Genomic DNA, 16,898 nt, shown 5'->3' on the forward strand with positions numbered 1-16,898 from the left:
CGGGCCACGTGGATCGCGGGCAGTTGGTGACATTCGTGACACGGCGGCACCTGCGACAGGGCGATCCACCACAGAGCGGAGGACTCAGAGAATGGCCGGCGCGATGCGCAAGATGGCGGTCTACCTCGGCCTCGTGGAGGACGACCGGTACGACAACCCGGGGTACGACCCCGACGACGAGTTCGAGCCCGAGCCGGAACCGGAACGCGTGGCCCGGGACCGGGATCGCCGACAGCAGCCCGTGCATCAAACGCCCGTATCGGACGAACCGGTACGAGCCGTACAGCCCCCGCCGCAGCGCGAACCCGTCTCAATCCCTGTTGAAAATGGACGTCCTGCGCGAATCGCCCCCGTGGCGTCTATCACACCCGACCGTTCGAACCTGGAGAAGAACGCCCCCGTGATCATGCCCAAGGTCGTCTCCGAGCGGGAGCCGTACCGCATCACGACGCTGCACCCCCGGACCTACAACGAGGCCCGTACCATCGGGGAACACTTCCGTGAGGGCACTCCGGTGATCATGAATCTCACGGAGATGGACGACACGGATGCGAAGCGTCTCGTGGACTTCGCCGCCGGACTCGTCTTCGGTCTGCACGGCAGCATTGAACGCGTGACACAGAAGGTGTTCCTGCTGTCGCCTGCTAACGTCGATGTCACGGCGGAGGACAAGGCCCGCATCGCGGAGGGCGGGTTCTTCAACCAAAGCTAGACCGATCCGTCAGATACGGGACCGGGAACAGAGCGGGAAACGGGGAGAGGGAAGCGCGGGATGGGCGTCGCACTACAGGTGGTCTACATCGCGCTGATGTGCTTCCTCATCGTGCTGATCTTCCGACTGGTCATGGACTACGTGTTCCAGTTCGCACGTTCATGGACACCCGGCAAGGCGATGGTGGTCGTCCTGGAGGCCACCTACACTCTTACCGATCCACCGCTCAAGCTTCTTCGGCGGCTCATCCCGCCGTTGCGTCTCGGGGGCGTGGCACTCGACCTGTCCTTCTTCGTTCTGATGATCATCGTTTACATCCTCATCAGTTTCGTGAGCACCGCTGCGAGAAGCGTGTGAACGATGAGCTTCTCCGCGCGCGCGGGGACAGTCCCGATACGGTCTTGCCGACTGCCGACGACTACGTAGAGGTGAAGAAGACATGCCGCTGACTCCCGAGGACGTGCGGAACAAGCAGTTCACGACCGTCCGCCTCCGAGAAGGCTATGACGAGGACGAGGTCGATGCCTTCCTCGACGAGGTCGAGTCCGAGCTGACGCGCCTGCTGCGCGAGAACGAGGACCTGCGCGCCAAGCTGGCTGCCGCCACGCGTGCCGCCGCGCAGAACCAGCAGCAGCAGGGCATGCGCAAGCCCGAGCCCCAGGACCAGCGTGGCCCCGGTGGCCCCGGCGCCCCCGTGCCCGCGGCCATATCCGGCCCGCCGCAGCAGCCCCAGATGGGCCCGCCGCAGCTCCCGGGCGGCCCGCCGCAGCTTCCGGCCGGTCCCGGCGGACACGGACCGCAGGGTCCGGGCCCGATGGGCGGCCCCATGCAGCAGCACCCCATGGGCGGACCGCAGGGCATGGGTCAGCAGGGCATGGGCCAGCCCTCCATGGGCGGCCAGAACCCGCTCGGCCAGCAGATGCAGCCCATGGGCCAGCAGATGCAGCCGATGGGTCAGCCGATGCAGCCCATGGGCCAGCAGATGCAGCCGATGGGCCAGCCGCAGCAGCAGCTCCCGCAGCAGGGTCCCGGTGGCGACAGCGCCGCCCGCGTCCTGTCGCTGGCGCAGCAGACCGCCGACCAGGCGATCGCCGAGGCCCGCTCCGAGGCCAACAAGATCGTCGGCGAGGCACGCAGCCGCGCCGAGGGCCTGGAGCGCGACGCCCGCGCCAAGGCCGACGCGCTGGAGCGGGACGCGCAGGAGAAGCACCGCGTCGCGATGGGCTCCCTGGAGTCCGCCCGCGCCACGCTGGAGCGCAAGGTCGAGGACCTGCGCGGCTTCGAGCGTGAGTACCGTACGCGTCTGAAGTCCTACCTGGAGTCGCAGCTGCGCCAGCTGGAGACCCAGGCCGACGACTCGCTCGCCCCGCCGCGCGGTCCGGCCGGTCCGGCGCTGCCGCCTTCGCCGTCCCCGTCGATGGCTCCGGCCGGCGCCATGGGCCACTCCATGGGCGGCCCGTCGATGGGCAGCGGCCCGTCGCCCATGGGCGGTCCCTCGCCGATGGGCGGCCCCTCCTACGGTGGCCAGCAGCAGATGTCCCCGGCGATGACCCAGCCGATGGCTCCGGTCCGGCCGGCGGCTCCGCAGCCGATGCAGGCGCCGTCGCCCATGCGGGGCTTCCTGATCGACGAGGACGACAACTAGGCGCCGCCGCCGCGTCTGTCGGCAGTCGCCTTCACGGGCCGGGCCCGGTTCCCCTTCGGGGGCACCGGGCCCGGCCCGTTCCCGTACCCGGGCGGCTGTGGGCTCGTGCCGGGTGCGGGGTGTGCGCCGCTGCGCGGGGCCGTCCCCTACCCGCCCTTCCACCGTTCCCCGGGGCTCCGCCCCGGACCCCGCGCCTCAAACGCCGGCGGGGCTGGAGTTGCGCTCGACGGGGCTGGAGAATCCAGCCCCGCCGGCGATTGAGGCGGGAACGGTGGAAGGGTGGGGCAGGGAGAGAAGACGACTGTGGCCCGGACCCCCACCGGGGGACCGGGCCACGAAGGGTGCCGTTACGCCTTGCGGAGGCGGAACGTCAGGCCGAGGGGCTCGTCCGTGAACGCGTCGCCGTAGCCGGCTTCCGCGTCGCCCGAGGCGAAGTCCGTGGACAGGACCTCGTCCGCGATGAGCGTCGCGTGGTCCGTCAGGGCCGAGACGACCTCCGGGTCCGAGGAGGACCAGCGCAGCGCGATGCGGTCCGCCACGTCGAGGCCGGAGTTCTTCCGGGCCTCCTGGATCAGGCGGATCGCGTCACGCGCCAGGCCCGCCAGCCGCAGCTCCGGGGTGATCTCCAGGTCCAGGGCGACCGTCGCGCCGGAGTCGGACGCCACCGACCAGCCCTCGCGCGGGGTCTCCGTGATGATGACCTCCTCGGGGGTGAGCGTGACCTCCTCGCCGTTCACCGAGACGACCGCGGAGCCCGCGCGCAGGGCCAGGGAGAGGGCTGCGGCATCGGCGGCCGCGACCGCCTTCGCCACGTCCTGGACACCCTTGCCGAAGCGCTTGCCCAGCGCCCTGAAGTTCGCCTTCGCCGTCGTGTCGACGAGGGAGCCGCCGACCTCGGAGAGGGAGGCCAGCGAGGAGACGTTCAGCTCCTCCGTGATCTGCGCCTGCAGCTCGGGGGAGAGGGACTCGAAGCCCACCGCGCCGACCAGGGCCCGGGAGAGGGGCTGACGGGTCTTGACGCCCGACTCCGCACGCGTGGCGCGGCCCAGCTCCACGAGGCGGCGCACCAGCAGCATCTGCTGGGACAGGTTCCGGTCCACCTGGGAGGCGTCCGCCTCCGGCCAGGTGGACAGGTGCACCGACTCCGGGGCCTCCGGGGTGACCGGCGCGATCATGTCCTGCCAGACCCGCTCCGTGATGAAGGGGGTCAGCGGGGCCATCAGGCGCGTCACCGTCTCGACCACGTCGTGCAGGGTGCGCAGCGCGGCCGCGTCGCCCTGCCAGAAGCGGCGGCGGGAGCGGCGGACGTACCAGTTGGAGAGGTCGTCCACGAAGGCGGACAGGAGCTTGCCGGCGCGCTGGGTGTCGTACGCCTCCATGGCCTCGGTGACCTCGGAGACCAGGGTGTTCAGCTCGGAGAGCAGCCAGCGGTCGAGGACCGTGCGGTCGGCCGGGGCCGGGTCGGCCGCGGAAGGCGCCCAGTTCGACGTACGGGCGTACAGGGCCTGGAAGGCGACCGTGTTCCAGTACGTGAGGAGGGTCTTGCGGACGACCTCCTGGATCGTGCCGTGGCCGACGCGGCGCGCCGCCCACGGGGAGCCGCCGGCCGCCATGAACCAGCGCACGGCGTCCGCGCCGTGCTGGTCCATGAGCGGGATCGGCTGGAGGATGTTGCCCAGGTGCTTGGACATCTTGCGGCCGTCCTCGGCGAGGATGTGGCCCAGGCAGACCACGTTCTCGTAGGACGACTTGTCGAAGACGAGGGTGCCGACCGCCATCAGGGTGTAGAACCACCCGCGGGTCTGGTCGATGGCCTCCGAGATGAACTGCGCCGGGTAGCGCTTCTCGAAGATCTCCTTGTTCTTGTACGGGTAGCCCCACTGCGCGAACGGCATCGAGCCCGAGTCGTACCAGGCGTCGATGACCTCCGGCACGCGGACCGCGGTCAGGGAGCAGCCGTCGGCCGTGCAGGCGAAGGTGACGTCGTCGATGTACGGGCGGTGCGGGTCGAGGGAGGAGAGGTCCTGCCCGGTCAGCTCCGACAGCTCGGCGCGGGAGCCGACGCAGGTGAGGTGGTTCTCCTCGCAGCGCCAGATCGGGAGCGGGGTGCCCCAGTAGCGGTTGCGGGACAGCGCCCAGTCGATGTTGTTGTTCAGCCAGTCGCCGAAGCGGCCCTGCTTGACCGAGTCCGGGAACCAGTTGGTCTTCTCGTTCTCGCGCAGCATCGCGTCCTTGACGGCGGTGGTGCGGATGTACCAGGACGGCTGCGCGTAGTAGAGCAGGGCCGTGTGGCAGCGCCAGCAGTGCGGGTAGCTGTGCTCGTAGGCGATGTGCTTGAAGAGCAGGCCGCGGGCGTCGAGGTCGGCGGTCAGCTTCTCGTCGGCCTTCTTGAAGAAGACGCCGCCGACCAGCGGGACCTCCTCCTCGAAGGTGCCGTCGGGGCGGACCGGGTTCACGACGGGCAGGCCGTACGCGCGGCAGACCGCGAGGTCGTCGGCGCCGAAGGCGGGGGACTGGTGGACCAGACCCGTGCCGTCCTCGGTCGTGACGTACTCGGCGTTGACGACGTAGTGGGCCGGCTCGGGGAACTCGACCAGGGAGAACGGGCGCTCGTACGTCCAGCGCTCCATCTCCTTGCCCGTGAAGGACTCGCCGGTGGCCTCCCAGCCCTCGCCGAGGGCCTTCTCCAGCAGCGGCTGGGCGACGACGAGGTGCTCCTCGCCGTTCGTGGCGACGACGTAGGTGACCTCAGGGTGCGCGGCGACCGCCGTGTTGGACACCAGGGTCCAGGGGGTGGTCGTCCACACCAGGAGGGCGGCGCGGCCGGCGAGCGGGCCGCTCGTCAGCGGGAAGCGGACGAAGACCGAGGGGTCGACGACGGTCTCGTAGCCCTGCGCCAGCTCGTGGTCGGACAGGCCGGTGCCGCAGCGCGGGCACCAGGGGGCCACGCGGTGGTCCTGGGTCAGCAGCCCCTTGTTGAAGATCTCCTTCAGCGACCACCACACGGACTCGATGTACTCGGGGTCCATCGTCCGGTAGGCGTCGTCCAGGTCGACCCAGTAGCCCATCCGGGTCGTGAGCTCGGTGAACGCGTCGGTGTGGCGGGTCACGGACTCGCGGCACTTGGCGTTGAACTCGGCGATGCCGTACGCCTCGATGTCCTGCTTGCCGTTGAAGCCCAGTTCCTTCTCGACGGCGAGTTCGACGGGCAGGCCGTGACAGTCCCAGCCGGCCTTGCGGGCCACGTGGTAGCCGCGCATCGTGCGGAAGCGGGGGAAGACGTCCTTGAAGACGCGGGCCTCGATGTGGTGGGCACCGGGCATGCCGTTCGCGGTGGGCGGGCCCTCGTAGAAGACCCACTCGGGGCGGCCCTCGGACTGCTCCAGGGTCTTGGCGAAGATCTTGCTCTCGCGCCAGAAGTCGAGGACCCCGTGCTCAAGGGCAGACAGGTCGACCTGGGCGGGTACCGGGCGGTATTGCGGCGGTGTGGTCATGAGGCTGAACTCTTCCTCCGGCGGTGTGTCACTTCCGTCCGGAGGGACGAGAACAAGGACTGTTCCCGCGGTACCACCCTCCTTGGCCCCCGAACGCGCCGGTGACCCCCTCATTGGGGTGCGAAGCCGGTTCTAGCGGCCCTGCGGCTCCCTGCGGGATCCGTGCGGGCTTTCTTCCGGCGGCTCCGGGGTGATCCTTCGCGTCGCGCTCGCCCCCGGGCTCTCACCGTCCCCGGGTCGCTCCTGGCTGCGTCCGACGCTACTCGTCCCCATCCATGCCTTTCGCTGGGCCCAGTGTACGGGCCCGGGCGGCGGTCGGCAGACCGGTTTTCGGCGGCGCGGGGGCCGGCAGGGGCCCTCGTACGGGCTCCCGTGCCGGGCCCGCGGGGGCGCCGGGGGTGCCCCGAACGGGCTGACGGGCCGGAAGGGATCCAGGTGGGGCGGGTGGGGCGGATTACGAGGCCCCCTGCTGGGCACAACGGATGCAGGTTGGCCTCGACGGAAGCGTGCCCCGTTGCCGCGGGACTGGAGTCGATTTATCGTTCCGGCACGATTCGCGAGCAAAGATCACAGTATGTGAAGGGGCCGCGTCCATGGTGGCGAAAAAGACCGCCGGGAGTACCGCCGGGAGTACTGCCAGGACGGCTGCCGCATCGGCCGCCGCCGGGGAGGAGCCGGCCAGGAAGGCCTCGACGAAGAGCGCCGCGGACGGGAAGCCGCCGAGCGGAGCGACCGGGAAGGCCGTCGCGAAGAAGGCCGCCAGGAAGGCCGTGGCCGCGAAGACGGCTCCCGCCGCCAAGGCGGCGGCCGCCGGCGCCGAGAACACCACCGCCGTGAAGGCGACGCGGAAGGCCCCGGCCAAGAAGGCCGGAGCCGAGGGGGCGGCGCAGGCCGCGAAGAAGACGGGAGTCCGGAAAGTGGTTGCCAAGAAGAGCAGCGGCGCGGCGAGGAAGACGGCCGCGGCCGCCACGAGCGGACTGCCCAAGACGAGTGTCACGACGGTCACCGAACCGGGCGAGCTCGCCGTACGGCCCGGGGAGGACCCCTGGACCCCCCAGGAGGTCGCGGAGGCCCGCAGCGAGCTCATGACGGAGGTCCTGCGGCTGCGCGCGGAACTCGACGCCTCGGAGGTGGCCATCTCGGGCCTCATGCGCGACTCGGGCGACGGCGCGGGCGACGACCAGGCCGACACGGGCACCAAGAACATCACCCGGGAGTCCGAGCTGGCCCTCGCGGCGAACGCGACCTCGATGCTGGAGCAGACCGAGCGGGCCCTGGAACGCATGGACGCGGGCACCTACGGGCTCTGCGAGAACTGCGGGAAGCCGATCGGCAAGGCGAGGATGCAGGCCTTCCCGAGGGCCACGCTGTGCGTGGACTGCAAGCAGAAGCAGGAGCGCAGGCACTGACTCCGCGGAGGCGCGCGGGCGGCCGGAAAGCGGGCGGGCGGTGGGAGGCCGGCCCGACGGCGGCCTGACGTACCCTCGTGTCTGGTCAGCAAGCCGGTTCGAGCTAGTTCGAGGGACTCACGTGGCAGAGGCGGAGAGCATCATCGGTACGCCGGAGGTCGGGGACGATGCCCAGCCGGAGACCGCTCAGCCCAAGGGGCGCCGGCGGATCGTCGCGCTGCTCGTCGTCGCGGTGCTCGCGTACCTGCTGGACCTCGGCAGCAAGATGGTGGTCGTGGCGAAGCTGGAGCACCAGCCGCCGATCGAGATCATCGGCGACCTGCTGAAGTTCGAGGCGGTCCGCAATCCGGGAGCCGCCTTCGGCTTCGGCGAGGCCTTCACGATCATCTTCACCTGCATCGCGGCCACCGTGATCGTGGTGATCGTCCGGCTGGCACGCAAGCTCTACAGCCTGCCGTGGGCGATCGCGCTGGGCCTGCTGCTCGGCGGTGCGCTGGGCAATCTGACCGACCGGATCTTCCGTTCGCCGGGCGTCTTCCGGGGCGCCGTCGTCGACTTCATCGCACCGGCCCACTTCGCCGTGTTCAACCTCGCGGACACCGCGATCGTGTGCGGCGGCATCCTGATCGTCCTGCTGTCGTTCAAGGGCCTGGACCCGGACGGCACCGTCCACAAGGACTGACAAGGCATACTCGACGGGTGAGTACCAATCCCGAGATCCGCACCCTGCCCGTTCCCGATGGCCTCGAAGGCGAGCGCGTCGACGCCGCCATCGCCCGTATGTTCGGGTTTTCCCGGACGAAGGCGGCCGAACTCGCGGCCGACGGGAAGGTGGCGGTCGACGGAAGCGTCGTCGGGAAGTCCGAGCGCGTCCACGGCGGCGCCTGGCTCGAAGTCGAGATGCCCACGCCGCCGCGCCCGGTCGAGGTCGTCGCCGAGCCGGTCCCCGGCATGGAGATCGTCCATGATGACGACGACATCGTCGTCATCATGAAGCCGGTCGGCGTCGCCGCCCACCCGAGCCCCGGCTGGACCGGCACCACCGTCATCGGCGGGCTCGCCGCCGCCGGCTACCGGATCTCGACCTCCGGCGCGTCCGAGCGCCAGGGCATCGTGCACCGCCTCGACGTCGGCACGTCCGGTCTGATGGCCGTCGCCAAGTCGGAGCGCGCGTACACCTCGCTGAAGAACCAGTTCCGCGAGCGCGTCGTCGACAAGCGCTACCACGCGCTGGTCCAGGGCCACCCGGACCCGATGAGCGGCACCATCGACGCGCCGATCGGCCGGCACCCCAGCGCGGACTACAAGTGGGCCGTGACCCAGGACGGCAAGGCCTCGGTCACGCACTACGACCTGATCGAGGCGTTCCGCGCGGCCTCGCTGCTCGACATCAAGCTGGAGACCGGCCGCACGCACCAGATCCGCGTGCACATGTCCGCGCACCGGCACCCCTGCGTCGGCGACCTCACCTACGGCGCGGACCCGACGGTGGCGAAGCGGCTGGGGCTGACCCGGCAGTGGCTGCACGCGGTGCGGCTCGGCTTCGAGCACCCGGCGGACGGGCAGTGGGTGGAGTTCGAGAGCAACTACCCGGCGGACCTCCAGCACGCGCTGGACGTGATCCGCGCGGAGAGCGAGTGACCTCGCAGGCGGGTTCGGACGCGGCTTCGGCGGCGGCCTCGGAGTCGGCCGGCTTCGAGGTGAGGGTCGCCTCGGGGGAGGCCGACATGGCGGCTTGCTTCGCCGTGCGGACCGAGGTGTTCGTGGTCGAGCAGTCCGTACCGGAGTCGATCGAGTACGACGCGTACGACGCGGGCGCGGTGCACGTGCTGGCCGTGGGCGCGGACGGGCTCCCGCTGGGTACCGGACGGCTGCTGCACGGCGCTGCCGCGCTGGGCAAGACCGGCTCGCCGGAGGTCGGTTCGCTGGGGCGGCTGGCCGTGCGGAAGGTCGCGCGCGGGCTGGGTGTGGGGGTCGCGCTGGTGCGGGCGATCGAGGCGGAGGCCGTCGCCCTCGGGCTGGCCGCCGTGGATCTGGGCGCGCAGACGCACGCGCTCGGCTTCTACGAGCGGCTCGGGTACGTGGCGTACGGGCCGGAGTTCCAGGACGCGGGCATTGCGCACCGGGCGATGCGGCGGGCCCTGCCGTAACCCTGCGGGGCTCGTCCCCCACCCGGCCTTCCCCCGTTCCCCGGGGCCTGCCCTGGCCCCCGCTCGTACAGGTCACAGCACGGCGCTCCGCGCCCGCGCCTCAAACGCCGGCGGGGCTGGAATTGCCCTGCGGGCAACTCGGCCCCGCTTGGCGGACGGCAGCAGCCGAATCCAGCCCCGCCGGCGTTTGAGGCGCCGCCGGAGGCGAACCCGAGCCGCGCCGGCGATCGAGGCGCGGGGTCCTGGGCGGAGCCCCGGGTGCCTGCGCGGCGGGGCACAGCCTTCCGCGGCGAGCGGTGCGGCAGGGTGTGGGGGATGGATCAGCTTGCCCTGCTGTTCGTGCTGCTGCTCGGGGCCGTCGTCAGCGTGCCGTTCGGGGACCGGCTCGGGCTGCCCTCGCCCGTCCTGATGACCATCGGCGGAGCGGTCCTCGCGCTGGTGCCCGCCGTGCCCAACGTCGACATCCCGCCCGAGTACATCCTGCCGCTGCTGCTGCCGCCCTTGCTGTACGCCTCCGCGCAGCGCACCTCCTGGCGGCAGTTCGCCGCCAACGTGCGGCCCATCTTCCTGCTGGCCGTGGCCCTGGTGTTCGTCACCACCGCGGCCGTCGGCTTCGTCGCGCACGCCATCGTGCCCGGGCTGCCGATCGCCGCCGCCGTCGCGCTCGGGGCGCTCGTCGCGCCGCCCGACCCGGTCGCGGCCACCGCCGTGGCGGGATCGCTCGGGCTGCCCCGCCGGATGGTGTCGATCCTGGAGGGCGAGGGGCTCTTCAACGACGTGACCGCCATCGTGCTGTACCACGTGGCCATCGCCGCCGCCGTCAGCGGCAGCTTCTCCTGGCCCGACGCGCTCGGGGAGTTCGTGCTGTCGGCCGTCGTCGCCGTGGCCGTCGGGCTGGCGCTGGGATGGGCCACCAATCGGCTCATGGGGCGGCTCGGCGACGCCACGCTGCAGATCGGTCTGACGCTGCTCGTGCCGTTCGTCTCGTACGTGGTGGCCGAGGAACTGCAGGGTTCGGGGGTGCTGGCCGTGCTGACGACGGCCCTGTTCCTCGCGGAGTACGCGTCCGACGCCGACGACGTGCTGGGGCGGCTGGCCGGGCACACCTTCTGGGAAGTCGTCGACATGCTGGTCACCGGGGTGGCGTTCGGACTGATCGGGTTGGAGCTGCACAACGTCTTCACCGCCGCGACGGGCCGTCCCTGGGAGCTCGTCGGGTGGGCCGCAGCCATCGTCGGCGTGGTGGTCGGCGTGCGGCTGGTGTGGCTGCTGCCGGCCGGCTGGCTCGCCAAGCGGCTGCACTCGCTGCGTGACCTCGACGAGGAGATCCCGCTGAGCTGGCGGGAGAGCGTGGTGATGTGGTGGGCCGGGATGCGCGGGGTGGCCTCGGTGGCGCTCGCGCTGGCGATCCCGTTCAAGACGGATGCCGGCGACCCGTTCCCGGCGCGCGACGAAATCGTCTTCATCGCCTTCGCCGTGATCATGACGACCCTGGTGTGCCAGGGGCTCACCCTGCCGTGGCTGGTGCGGAGGCTGGGGGTGGAGGCCGACGCGGACGCGGAGGCGGAGAGCCGGCGCAGGCTCGCGATCCGCGCCGCGAAGGCCGCGAAGCGGCGGCTGAAGGAGATCGAGGAGGTCGAGGAGCTGCCGGAGGACCTGGTCGAGCTGCTGCAGCGGCGCGCGTACGACGTGGGCGCCAGGATCAGCCCCGACATGGTCGACGAGGAGCGGCGGGAGGCGTACGCGAAGCGGGTGGAGCGGCTCCGGGACATCCAGCGGATCCAGCGCGAGATGATGTCGGCGGCCCGGCACGAAGTGCTCTCCGCCCGCAGCGAGCCCGGCGCCGATCCGGAGATCGTCGACCAGGTCCTGCGCCACCTGGACGTGCGGAGCCTGCGGAGTCCGTAGGGGGCGCAGGCTCCTGCGGAGTCCGTAGGCGTCGCGTTCCGCTCAGTTCCGGCGGAGCAGCGCGCGCAGGAAGCGGACGTACGGGCTCCAGCGGGCGGGGCGGGCGAGGGCGCCGGTGCAGGCGAGCTCCGCGCGGTCCAGGCAGTCCTCCAGCACGGCGTCGTGCAGCGGGCGGTAGACGAGCGGCCAGGTCGCGCGGGCCGGACCGGTGGCGCGCATCGCGAGCGTGTGGCGCAGCACGGTGCGGTCCTCGTCGACGGGCAGTACGACGAACTCGTGGAAGCCGTGGAAACCGCGCGGCCCGGTGAACGTGCAGCGGATCCAGGTGCCGGGCACGTACGCCGTGATCGTGTAGCGGACCGGGCCGTGGCCGCCGGCCGAACCGACCGTCAGGCCGCGGTCGAAGCGCACCGCGGGCCAGTCCGCGTGCGGCCAGAGCCGGTCCGCCGGGCCTGCGGAGATCGTGTCGATCAGCGCCCCCACCTCGCTGTCCTTGGCGGTGAGCAGGCGTTCGTGCACGTTGTAGACGGCCATGCGGCATCCTCCCCTGGATATTGGAGATTGGTCTCCAATAATTTGGAGGGTACTCTCTGATTCATGGCCAGACCACCCCGCTTCGACAGCGACCAGATCCTCGACGCCGCCGTCCGCCTCGCAGCCGCCGCCGGACCGGGCGGCGTCACCATGTCCGCCGTCGCCCAGGCGATCGGCGCGCCCAGCGGATCCGTGTACCACCGCTTCTCCGGACGCCCGGCCCTCCTCGCCGAGGTGTGGCTGCGGACCGTCGAGCGGTTCCAGGAGGGCTGGGTCGACGCGCTCCACGGCGATCCCGACCCGTGCCGGGCCGCCGTCGCGGCCGCCCGGCACGTGGTCTCCTGGAGCCGGGCCCATCCGGAGGAGGCCTCGCTCCTCCTTCACGGTGCCGGGGCATTCGGCGAGTCCGACTGGTCCGAGGAGCACCGGGAGCGGGCGAACACGGGCAACCGCCGTGTCTTCGCCTCCCTCCGCGAGCGCGGCACGGCGCTCGGCGCCGCCGGGGCCCAGGACTGGGAGCGGGTCACCCTGGCCCTCATCGACCTGCCGCTGACCGTGGTGCGCCGGCACCTGCGGGCCGGGGAACCGATGCCTCCGTACGCCGAGGACCTCGCGGAGCGGTGCGCCCAGGCGTTGCTTCAGACCTGATAGCGGTCCGGGGCGAAGAGGTGCAGGTTCGCCGCGATCCAGTCCGAGGTCCGGCGCAGGCCCTCGGGGAGGGAGACCTGCGGCTTCCAGCCCGCCCAGTGCAGGGCGCGCGAGTTGTCCGACAGGAGCCGGTGGACCTCGCTGCCCGAAGGGCGCAGGCGGGCCGGGTCCACCACCACCTCCGCCTCCCGGCCCGAGGCCGTGATCAGCGCCCGGGCCAGGTCGCCGATGGAGATCTCCTCGCCCGTGCCGAGGTTGACCACCTCGCCGAGCGCCCGGTCGCACTCCGCCACCGCGAGGAAGCCCTCGGCCGTGTCCGTCACGTACGTGAAGTCCCGGGTGGGAGTGGTCGAGCCGAGACGGATCTCCCGGGAGCCCGCGTGCAGCTGCGCCAGGATCGTGGGGATCACCGCACGGGCCGACTGGCGCGGGCCGTAGGTGTTGAAGGGGCGGACCACCGTCACCGGGAGGTCGAAGGCGTGGTGGAACGAGAGCGCCATCATGTCCGCGCCGATCTTCGAGGCGGAGTACGGGGACTGCGGCTGGAGCGGGTGGCTCTCGGAGATGGGCGCGGTGAGGGCCGTTCCGTAGACCTCGCTCGTGGAGGTGTGCACCAGGCGGCGCACGCCGTGGCGGCGGCAGGCCTCCGCCATGTTCTCCGTGCCCGTCACGTTCGTCTGCACGTACGCGCCCGGCGAGGCGTAGCTGTACGGGATGCCGATCAGGGCCGCCAGGTGGAAGACGGTGTCGCAGCCCGCCACCGCGTCACCGACCCGGCCCGCGTCACGCACGTCGCCCGCCCACATCTCCACCGGGCCGCCGGGGTCGGCCAGGTAGCGGGCCAGGTGGCCCTTCTCGGCGTACGGCTTGTAGTGCACGAAGGCGCGCACCCGCGCCCCGCGCGCCACCAGCAGGTCGACGAGGGTCGAACCGATGAATCCCTCGGCTCCTGTGACCAGGACGGTGCGGTCGGCCCAGCTGTCGTTCGTCGGGATGTTCATACGCGCTCCAGGGTCGGAAGGGGAAGGGGGAAGCCGGCCACGCGCAGGACCTCCGCGGCCAGCAGTTCGGCGGCCCGCGCGTGCGGGCCGGGGTCGGCGGCGCCGGCCATCGCCGACAGCCGGGCCGGGTCGGCCAGCAGCGGGCCCACCAGCTCGGCGAGGCGCTCGGCGGTGGCCTCCGCGTCGGGCAGCAACAGCCCCGCGCCCGCGTCGGACAGCACCCGCGCGTTGTGGGTCTGGTGGTCGCCCGGGGCGTGCGGGTAGGGGACGAGGACCGACGGGACGCCCGTCGCCGCCAACTCCGCCACCGTCGCCGAACCCGCCCGGCACACCACCAGGTCGGCCGCCGCGTACACCAGGTCCATCCGGTCCAGGTACGGCACGGCCCGCGCGATCCGCTGCCCGCCCGACGCGGCGAGATCGGCCACCGTGTCCGGCAGGGCCGCCGGGCCCGTCTTGACCAGCAGTTGCACGTCGTCCCGCCACTGCCAGAGCCCGGCCAGCCCGGCCGCGGCCCTGGTCAGCCGGACCGCGCCGAGGCTGCCGCCGTTGAAGACGACCAGGCGCCGCCCGTCGGGAACCCGCAGCGCCCGCCGCGCCTCGGTGCGCAGCGCCGCCCGCCGCGGCCGGGAGAGTTCCGCGAGCCCCGACAGGGCCGCCGAGATCGGCATCCCCGTGGTCAGCGCCCGCGCCCCGCCCGCCAGATGCTCCCGGCTGCGGTCGAAGGCCACCGCCACGTGCGGGGTGAGCCGGGCCGCGAACCGGTTGGCCCGGCCGGGCACCGCGTTCGACTCGTGGATCACCGCCGGCAGCCCCGCCAGCCGGGCGCCCAGCACGGCCGGCGCGCTCGGATAGCCGCCCATGCCGACCACGACCTGTGCGCCCTGCGCCCGGATCACGGACCGGGCCTGGTGCGCCGAGTGCAGCAGGGCGGCGGGCAGCAGGTACCGCTTCGCGCCCAGCGCCGGATCGAAGGGGATCATGTCGACGGTGTGCAGGCGGTGGCCGGCGCCCGGGATCAGCTCGGTCTCCAGCCCCCGCTCGGTGCCGATGAACGAGACCACGGCGCCCGGGACGGCCGCGCGCAGCGCCTCGGCGAGGGCGAGCCCCGGATAGATGTGGCCACCGGTGCCGCCCGCACCGATCACGACGGAGAGTGTGGTTCGAGTGCTCATGGCCGCACCCTCCCGGTGTGCCCTAAGAAGGTTCTAAGAGGTTCACATCACCGGGTTTGGCAGGCTTTGCCCCATGAGCGCGCAGCGGATTCTGGTGGTCGACGACGAACCCGAGGTGAGGGCCGCCGTGGAGGACGGCCTCGCCGTCGAGGGGTACGAGGTGCGGGGAGCGGCGGACGGGCTCGCCGCGCTGTCCGAGGTGGCGGGCTGGGAGCCGGACGCCGTCGTCCTGGACGTGATGATGCCGGTGCTCGACGGGCTCGGGGTGTGCCGGCAGCTGCGCGCGATGGGGGACCGTACGCCCGTACTCGTCCTGACCGCGCTCGATTCCGTCAGCGAACGGGTCGACGGGCTGGAGGCGGGGGCCGACGACTACCTCGTCAAACCGTTCGCACTGGACGAGCTGGTCGCCCGGGTACGGGCGCTGCTGCGGCGGGCCGCGCCGGAGCCGGCGGGCGGCGCCCCGCTCGCCTTCGGCGATCTCGAACTGGACCCGGAGACCCGCACCGGGCGGCGGGGCGGGCGGCCGCTGGAGTTCAGCCGCACCGAGGCCGCGCTGCTGGAGCTGCTGCTGCGGCACCCCGGGCAGGTGCTGCCGCGCGAGCTGATCCTGGAGCTGGTGTGGGGGCGGGACTTCGGGCCGGACTCCAACTCCCTCGCGGTGTACGTCGGCTACCTGCGCCGGAAGCTGGAGGCCGCGGGCGAGCCGCGGCTGGTCCACACCGTGCACGGGGTCGGCTACCGGCTGGACGCGGTGTGAGCGGGGGCCGGCGGCGGCTCGGGGGCGTCTGGCGCAGGCGGCGGCCGCTGCGGACCAGGCTGGCGCTGGCCGTCACCGCGGCGGTGGCGTTCGTGGCCGTCGGGGTGTGCGCGGCCGCCTACCTCGTCGTACGGTCCGCGCTGTACGAGCAGCTCGACCTCAGCCTCACCCAGTCCGCCCGGCTCGCCGCCCAGCGCAACCCGGGCGAGCCGGCGGGCACCCTCGCGGGGGAGTGCCGGTTCCTGGCCGCCCCCGCCTGCGCGGAGGTGGTGGCGGCCGACCCGGCCGACGATCCGCAAAGGCCCGGGCAGCTCCCCGTGGCCCCGGCCGCGCGGGAGGTCGCGGCCGGGGAACGGGCCCCGTACCACACGAACATCGCGGTGGCCGGTCACCCCGCGCGGATGCTCACCACCGACTACGCCAAGGGGCGTGCGCTGCAGGTGGCGCTGCGGGCGGACACCGTCGAGGCCGGCATCGAGGAGGCCTCCCGGTGGCTCCTGCTGACGGCGGCGGCCGGGGTACTGCTGGCCGCCGTACTGGGGTACTGGGTGTCCCGGACCGGGCTCGCGCCGGTGACCCGGCTGACCGCGACGGCCGAGCGGATCGCGGCGACGAGGGACCCCCGGCACCGGATCGAACTGCCCCCGCCCGGCAGGGAGGACGAGATCACGCGGCTCGCCGGGAGCTTCAACACCATGCTCGGCGAGCTGGAACAGTCCGTCACCGCCCAGCGGCGGCTCGTCGCGGACGCCTCGCACGAACTGCGGACCCCGCTGACGGCCCTGCGGACCAACGCGGAGCTGCTGGCGAGGGCCGAGCGGCTGACCGACGCCCAGCGGGAGCGGGCGTCGGCCGCGCTGGGGCGGCAGCTGCGGGAGGTGACGGGGCTGGTGAACGACCTGATCGAACTGGCCCGGGACGAGGAGCCGACGCCGCTGGTCGAGCGGGTACGGCTGGACGCGGTGGTGGAGCGGTGCGTGGAGGGGGCGCGGGCGCACTGGCCCGGCGTGCCGTTCGTGGTGCGGACGGAGGCGGTGGTGGTCGCCGGGGTGCCGGCGCGGCTCAGCCGGCTGCTGTCCAATCTGCTCGACAACGCGGCGAAGTTCAGTCCCGGGGGTACGCCGGTGGAGGTGGACCTGGCTCACGGTTCCGGCGTGCCGGAGGTGACGGTACGGGACCACGGGCCGGGGATCGCGGCGGAGGACCTGCCGTACGTCTTCGACCGGTTCTACCGGGCGGGGGCGGCGCGGGCCCTGCCGGGGTCGGGGCTGGGGTTGGCGATGGCGCGGCAGATCGCGCGGGCGCACGGGGCGGAGCTGGTTGCCGAGGCGGCGCCGGGGGGTGGGGCGCTGTTCCGTGTCGTCTTCCCCGCCGCCCCCACCTGACCGCCCTTCCCGGGGCTCCGCCCCGCACCCCGCGAGGGGCCGTCTGGGCCGCCCCCGGCCCCCGGGTCCTCAATCGC

At 72.5% G+C, this 16,898-nt stretch carries 15 protein-coding genes; 11 read left to right on the plus strand and 4 right to left on the minus strand.

All coding sequences use genetic code 11. From position 1 onward, the window contains the following. Nucleotides 1–91 precede the first annotated feature (91 nt). The 3 genes from ACFYZL_RS11470 to ACFYZL_RS11480 all read left to right on the plus strand — a co-directional run bounded on the left by ACFYZL_RS11470 (nt 92) and on the right by ACFYZL_RS11480 (nt 2,357). Complete coding sequence (locus ACFYZL_RS11470; protein ID WP_384593326.1) at nt 92–712, plus strand: cell division protein SepF; 621 nt, start codon at nt 92–94, stop codon at nt 710–712. 60 nt (nt 713–772) lie between these two features. Continuing rightward, on the plus strand, nt 773–1,069 hold the full coding sequence (locus ACFYZL_RS11475; RefSeq protein ID WP_384593323.1) for a YggT family protein: 297 nt from the start codon (nt 773–775) through the stop codon (nt 1,067–1,069). A gap of 82 nt (nt 1,070–1,151) precedes the next feature. Next, entirely contained in the window at nt 1,152–2,357 is a 1,206-nt protein-coding gene (locus ACFYZL_RS11480) for a DivIVA domain-containing protein (RefSeq protein ID WP_388678229.1), read from the plus strand. 347 nt (nt 2,358–2,704) lie between these two features. Here the strand turns inward: ACFYZL_RS11480 and ileS are convergent, their stop codons facing one another. After that, a complete protein-coding gene (ileS, locus tag ACFYZL_RS11485; protein ID WP_384758106.1) occupies nt 2,705–5,851 on the minus strand; it encodes an isoleucine--tRNA ligase in 3,147 nt (1,048 codons plus the stop codon). 593 nt (nt 5,852–6,444) lie between these two features. Here ileS and ACFYZL_RS11490 point away from each other — a divergent pair. The 5 genes from ACFYZL_RS11490 to ACFYZL_RS11510 all read left to right on the plus strand — a co-directional run bounded on the left by ACFYZL_RS11490 (nt 6,445) and on the right by ACFYZL_RS11510 (nt 11,318). Next, nucleotides 6,445–7,260 carry a TraR/DksA family transcriptional regulator gene (locus tag ACFYZL_RS11490; protein WP_384758109.1) on the plus strand — a complete coding sequence of 272 codons (816 nt, stop codon included), beginning with the start codon at nt 6,445–6,447 and terminating at the stop codon, nt 7,258–7,260. A 121-nt stretch (nt 7,261–7,381) separates the two neighbouring features. Then, nucleotides 7,382–7,942, plus strand: a complete 561-nt coding sequence (gene lspA / locus ACFYZL_RS11495; RefSeq protein WP_384594531.1) for a signal peptidase II — start codon at nt 7,382–7,384, stop codon at nt 7,940–7,942. Nucleotides 7,943–7,959: 17 nt separating this feature from the next. Then, nucleotides 7,960–8,901, plus strand: coding sequence for an RluA family pseudouridine synthase (locus ACFYZL_RS11500; protein ID WP_384594528.1), 942 nt, complete (start codon nt 7,960–7,962; stop codon nt 8,899–8,901). Between the two features lie 86 nt (nt 8,902–8,987). Continuing rightward, nucleotides 8,988–9,410, plus strand: a complete 423-nt coding sequence (locus ACFYZL_RS11505) for a GNAT family N-acetyltransferase (RefSeq protein WP_384758114.1) — start codon at nt 8,988–8,990, stop codon at nt 9,408–9,410. A gap of 315 nt (nt 9,411–9,725) precedes the next feature. Continuing rightward, nucleotides 9,726–11,318 carry a Na+/H+ antiporter gene (locus ACFYZL_RS11510; RefSeq protein ID WP_384758030.1) on the plus strand — a complete coding sequence of 531 codons (1,593 nt, stop codon included), beginning with the start codon at nt 9,726–9,728 and terminating at the stop codon, nt 11,316–11,318. Between the two features lie 42 nt (nt 11,319–11,360). On the opposite strand, the gene ACFYZL_RS11515 is transcribed toward ACFYZL_RS11510, so the two are convergent. Beyond that, nucleotides 11,361–11,852, minus strand: coding sequence for an SRPBCC family protein (locus ACFYZL_RS11515; RefSeq protein ID WP_384758033.1), 492 nt, complete (start codon nt 11,850–11,852; stop codon nt 11,361–11,363). 63 nt (nt 11,853–11,915) lie between these two features. On the opposite strand from ACFYZL_RS11515, the gene ACFYZL_RS11520 reads away from it, so the two are divergent. Next, the gene (locus ACFYZL_RS11520; protein WP_384758036.1) at nt 11,916–12,500 is read left to right on the plus strand and encodes a TetR/AcrR family transcriptional regulator; all 585 of its coding nucleotides are present in this window, start codon (nt 11,916–11,918) and stop codon (nt 12,498–12,500) included. On the opposite strand, the gene ACFYZL_RS11525 is transcribed toward ACFYZL_RS11520, so the two are convergent. Continuing rightward, nucleotides 12,491–13,501 (minus strand): SDR family NAD(P)-dependent oxidoreductase, encoded by a 1,011-nt coding sequence (locus ACFYZL_RS11525; RefSeq protein WP_384758038.1) that lies wholly within the window; start codon nt 13,499–13,501, stop codon nt 12,491–12,493. The genes ACFYZL_RS11520 and ACFYZL_RS11525 overlap by 10 nt on opposite strands. Further along, nucleotides 13,498–14,676, minus strand: a complete 1,179-nt coding sequence (locus ACFYZL_RS11530) for a glycosyltransferase (protein ID WP_384758041.1) — start codon at nt 14,674–14,676, stop codon at nt 13,498–13,500. Before ACFYZL_RS11530 ends, ACFYZL_RS11525 begins: the two co-directional genes overlap by 4 nt. 73 nt (nt 14,677–14,749) lie before the next feature. Between ACFYZL_RS11530 and ACFYZL_RS11535 the strand changes: the two genes are divergently transcribed. Together ACFYZL_RS11535 and ACFYZL_RS11540 are read left to right on the plus strand one after the other, a co-directional pair. After that, nucleotides 14,750–15,436 carry a response regulator transcription factor gene (locus ACFYZL_RS11535; RefSeq protein ID WP_384758044.1) on the plus strand — a complete coding sequence of 229 codons (687 nt, stop codon included), beginning with the start codon at nt 14,750–14,752 and terminating at the stop codon, nt 15,434–15,436. Continuing rightward, complete coding sequence (locus ACFYZL_RS11540) at nt 15,433–16,821, plus strand: ATP-binding protein (RefSeq protein ID WP_384758047.1); 1,389 nt, start codon at nt 15,433–15,435, stop codon at nt 16,819–16,821. The genes ACFYZL_RS11535 and ACFYZL_RS11540 overlap by 4 nt, the downstream gene beginning before the upstream one ends. Nucleotides 16,822–16,898: the final 77 nt, after the last annotated feature.

This window comes from Streptomyces sp. NPDC001717 (assembly GCF_042892775.1).
GTDB lineage: Bacteria > Actinomycetota > Actinomycetes > Streptomycetales > Streptomycetaceae > Streptomyces.